The 3,620-nt window shown below is 56.5% G+C and carries 5 protein-coding genes; all 5 read left to right on the top strand.

Going from position 1 to position 3,620, the window contains the following annotated elements; all coding sequences use genetic code 11:
* A partial coding sequence (locus K5905_RS29935; RefSeq protein WP_297591317.1) for a flagellar hook-basal body protein occupies positions 1-428 on the top strand: 428 nt, incomplete at its 5' end.
* Positions 429-445: 17 nt separating this feature from the next.
* Positions 446-1,426 (top strand): flagellar basal body P-ring formation chaperone FlgA, encoded by a 981-nt coding sequence (gene flgA / locus K5905_RS29930; protein ID WP_297591316.1) that lies wholly within the window; start codon positions 446-448, stop codon positions 1,424-1,426.
* Positions 1,426-2,190 carry a flagellar basal body L-ring protein FlgH gene (gene flgH / locus K5905_RS29925; RefSeq protein WP_297591315.1) on the top strand — a complete coding sequence of 255 codons (765 nt, stop codon included), beginning with the start codon at positions 1,426-1,428 and terminating at the stop codon, positions 2,188-2,190. Before flgA ends, flgH begins: the two co-directional genes overlap by 1 nt.
* Positions 2,191-2,396: 206 nt before the next feature.
* Positions 2,397-3,203, top strand: coding sequence for a lytic transglycosylase domain-containing protein (locus K5905_RS29920; RefSeq protein ID WP_297591313.1), 807 nt, complete (start codon positions 2,397-2,399; stop codon positions 3,201-3,203).
* A gap of 226 nt (positions 3,204-3,429) precedes the next feature.
* Positions 3,430-3,620, top strand: a 191-nt coding sequence (locus K5905_RS29915) for a hypothetical protein (RefSeq protein ID WP_297591311.1), incomplete at its 3' end; no start/stop codon positions are given.

The following is a 3,620-nucleotide window of genomic DNA, read 5'->3' as shown; positions in this document are numbered from 1 at the left end:
CGTTCGAGCGGGACGCAGACGGCCAGTTGGTGACCATCGACGGATACACCGTCAACCCAGGCATCACAATTCCGGAAACCACACAGGACATCACCATTTCCAACACCGGTGAAGTTCAGGGTGTCGACCAGAACGGCAATACTGTTCAGCTTGGCCAGATCCAGCTTGCCCGCTTCGTGAACAAGGCCGGGCTTGATGCCATCGGCGACAACCTGTTCCTGGAGACCGACGCGAGCGGTGCGCCGGAAACCGGCAATCCAAGCGATAACGGCTTCGGCAGCGTACAGCAGTATTTCCTGGAAATGGCCAATGTCGACGCGGTGACGGAGATTGCAGATCTGATCTCCGCCCAGCGTGCCTACGAGATGAATTCCCAGATCATCCAGGCCGCCGACGAGATGTACTCCACCACGACCAACCTGCGTTAACCCGGGGAGCTGAGATGATGAAGCAATTTCTCAAAGCAGCATTCGGCCTCCTGATGGTGGGTTTCGCCGGCCATGCAACAGCGGAGGACAATCCACCGGTTCTGCGGTCGCAGGTAATGACGCTTTCCGAAATCGTCACTGTCGGGGATTTCTATTCCAACACAGGTGCCCTCGCCTCCAAACCTCTTTTCCGGTCACCAGATATGGGAACGTCTGGAAACGTCCTGGCAGAACTGGTGGCGGAACGCGCCAAGGCAGCAGGTTTGACACAGGCTGGCACGGACGGCCTCCGAACCGTCGTCGTTCACCGCGGTGCAAAGAAACTTGAACGTGACGATCTGGAAGGTCTTGCCCGGACAGCCCTTGCCCAGCGTCATGCCGGTGTTGATCCCAAGATGCTTGAAGTCAAATTGCTTCAGGCTCCCGAGCGTGTCCTGGCCGACCCCAAGGTGCACGATCCGGTTCGGGTCGACAGCGTCGACTGGTCCCAGGCAAGTGGCCGGTTCACGATTTATGCATCGGTCGCGGTTGAATTTGGCACCGAAGCGCTGACCTTTTCCGGTGTTGCCACCGAAATGATTGACGTGATCGCACTCGCTCAGCCACTTCGCCGTGGTGACATCCTGAAAGAGGATGACCTCGTCACAGTCCGCGTGACACGCAGAAACGTGCCGTCCGGTGCGTTGACCGACCCAGAAGCGATCATCGGCAAGCAGGCAAAAGCCAACATCCGTGCCAATGCTCCCCTGGCCCGCAAAGACTTTCAACATCCGATCCTGATCGAGCGCAACGAGAAAGTCACCGTCACCTTCCTGATGCCGGGAATGAAGCTGACATCTCGTGCACAGGCGCTCGACGAGGGCGCCAAGGGCGATGTCATTGACGTGATGAACCTCCAGTCCCGGCGCATCGTGCCGGCCACCATTCTCTCCCGCGGTCATGTGCGTGTTCACGCCGCCAATCCGATTGTCGCAAGCCTGAACAGCGAGGCCAACTAATGCCTTCCTCTCTTACCAAAAGCCTTTCGGCCAAACGGCTGCTGGCAAGCATTGCTCTGGCCACCCTCGCAACGGGATGCGGCACAGCCGACAAACTTGCAAATGTCGGACAGCAGCCAAGCCTCAACGCCATTCAGGATCCGACCACCACTCCCGGGTATCGCCCGGTGCAAATGCCCATGCCCGAACCGCAGCAGGCCCACTACAACCCGAATTCCCTTTGGCAATCCGGCAGTCGCGCCTTCTTCAAGGACCAGCGGGCAAGTCAGGTCGGTGACATTCTGACGGTTGTCGTGACGATCAATGATGAAGCGGAAATCGAAAACACGACCGAACGCAGCAGAACGGAAGCAAATGGCTCAGGCGTCGGCGGCGCCCTCGGCACCGCAATCGACACGATCTTCCTGCCGGCCGGCATGGCCGCCAGCGATCTGGCCAACGTCAACAGCAACTCCAGCTTTGAAGGCAATGGCAGTGTCGACAGGGAAGAAACGCTGCAGACCAACATTGCCGCAGTTGTCACGCAGGTCTTGCCAAACGGCAATCTTGTGATCGAAGGACGGCAGGAGATCCGTGTGAACTTCGAAGTCCGTGAACTGATCGTTGCCGGTATTGTTCGTCCTGAAGACATAACAGCGAACAACCGGATTGCCAGTGAGCAGATTGCCGAAGCCCGCATCGGTTATGGCGGACGCGGTCAGATCACCAATGTCCAGCAACCACGTGTCGGTAACCAGGTTCTGGATATCCTTCTCCCGTTCTGATCCGGCTCTTGCCGGCTCTTGAATGACAGTCCCCCGGCCAGCAACCGGTAGAGTGTTCTAGAAACTCTTCCGGTTGCGGCTGACGACGGGCACGGTATCTCGCTCCCCGAGTGCCGTGCCCGTTCTCGTTTTCGCTTATTCAAATATGACGCGGCGTAAATTTCGGTTAGTATGAGACAGGATGTTATAAAATCCGGTGAGGTTTCATGCGTTTCTCGACACTTGTTTTTCTCGGATCATTTCTTGTCAGTACCATCGGAGCACAGGCCGCCAATTGCGGGAATGGACCAGCTGGCTTCAACACCTGGCGGGATTCTTTTATAGCCAATTCTTCCCGATACGGGCTTAATCAAAGAACCGTTCAATCCGCCCTGCAAAACGTGAAATACAGCTCGAAAGTCGTCAGGCTCGACCGTAATCAAAAATCCTTCAAACTCAGTTTCGAACAGTTTTATGCAAAGCGCGTCAACAACGCGATGATCCGCAGAGGTCAAAAACTTGGCCAGACCTATGGCAGGATCTTCAAGGCCGTGGAGCGTAAATATGGTGTGCCCGCGCCAGTTATTCTGGCGATCTGGGGGCTGGAAACCAATTATGGCGGTTACATCGGCAATATGCCTGTTCTTCAGTCGCTGGCCACGCTTGCCTATGATTGCCGCCGGAGCAAGTTCTTCACCAACGAACTGGTCGCGGCGTTGATCATTGTTCAAAGACGCGACATGTCACCTGCCGAAATGCGCGGTGCCTGGGCGGGAGAAATCGGCCAGACGCAGTTTCTGGCTTCGTCTTACGTCAAATATGCGGTGGACTATGACCGCGATGGCCGCCGGGACCTGATCAGGTCAGTCCCGGATGTTCTTGCATCGACCGCTAATTACCTTGCCAAGAAAGGCTGGCGGCGCGGTCAACCCTGGGGCCCGGGCACGACGAATTATCGTGTCTTGAGGGAATGGAACAAGGCGAGCGTTTACGTGCAGACCATCTCCGTCATGGCGGCAAAAATCGGAAGTTAGGGAAAACCGGCGGTTCCGCGCTGACTGCGAAACTCTGATACCTTCCCTTCCCGCCGACCTGTCATAATTCCGATCGGAGTTTGGCGATAAGAACTCAATTTACTGCTGCACCGCGCATTCGATTGCGCTAGGGTGATCTCTTCGTCTGAAGCGGTAGTGCTCTGTTTTCTCAAACGCCTTGCGGGCATTCCGACACCCAACCTGTTCCAGCTTCAGGGAGCCACAAATGGCCAAATCCAACGATTTTTCCCTTTCTCGCCGCGCGCTGTTGACCGGGGTCGCAGCAACCGGTTTTACCGCCGCGCTCCACCCATATTCCGTCCTCGCAAAAGAGGGATCGGCACATATCCGCCTTATGGAAACCACAGACCTGCATGTTCATGTGTTTCCTTATGACTACTATGGCGACCGCCCGGT

Origin of the sequence: Roseibium sp. (assembly GCF_025698965.1) — a bacterium.
GTDB lineage: Bacteria > Pseudomonadota > Alphaproteobacteria > Rhizobiales > Stappiaceae > Roseibium.
Note: the sequence above shows the minus strand (reverse complement) of the source record. Positions and strands in the feature narration are given on the sequence as shown.

Coding starts and splice junctions, on each gene's coding strand:
- flgA (WP_297591316.1), top strand. CDS start 446: ATGAAGCAATTTCTCAAAGCAGCATTCGGCCTCCTGATGGTGGGTTTC.
- flgH (WP_297591315.1), top strand. CDS start 1,426: ATGCCTTCCTCTCTTACCAAAAGCCTTTCGGCCAAACGGCTGCTGGCA.
- K5905_RS29920 (WP_297591313.1), top strand. CDS start 2,397: ATGCGTTTCTCGACACTTGTTTTTCTCGGATCATTTCTTGTCAGTACC.